At 64.5% G+C, this 355-nt stretch carries 1 protein-coding gene; it reads left to right on the plus strand.

Annotated features, from left to right (window positions below):
- Positions 1-354, plus strand: a 354-nt coding sequence (locus HWW87_RS36915; RefSeq protein WP_175824383.1) for a 4Fe-4S dicluster domain-containing protein, incomplete at its 5' end; no start/stop codon positions are given.
- Between the last annotated feature and the right edge of the window lies 1 nt (position 355).

Consider the following 355-nt stretch of genomic DNA (forward strand, 5'->3'; position numbering starts at 1 on the left):
TCGCAGTGCGAGCCGATCGAGTACCCGAAGCCGGACGGCAAGCTGACGTTCGACCGGCTGTCGTCGGTGTTCATCTCGAACACGAACCACGAGGAGAACCAGCCGGCGCACCTGACGCTGAAGGACGCGAGCGTGCCGGTGAACGTGAACCTGCGCACCTACGCGGGGCCGGAGGCGCGCTTCTGCCCGGCGGCGGTGTACGAGTTCATGAAGAACGACGACGGCAGCGATCGGCTGGTGATCAACGCGCAGAACTGCGTGCACTGCAAGACCTGCGACATCAAGGACCCGACGCAGAACATCGTGTGGGTCACGCCCGAAGGCGGCGGCGGGCCGAATTACCCGAACATGTAAC

Origin of the sequence: Burkholderia sp. BCC0419 (genome assembly GCF_902830285.1) — a bacterium.
In the GTDB taxonomy this organism is placed as follows: Bacteria; Pseudomonadota; Gammaproteobacteria; order Burkholderiales; family Burkholderiaceae; genus Burkholderia.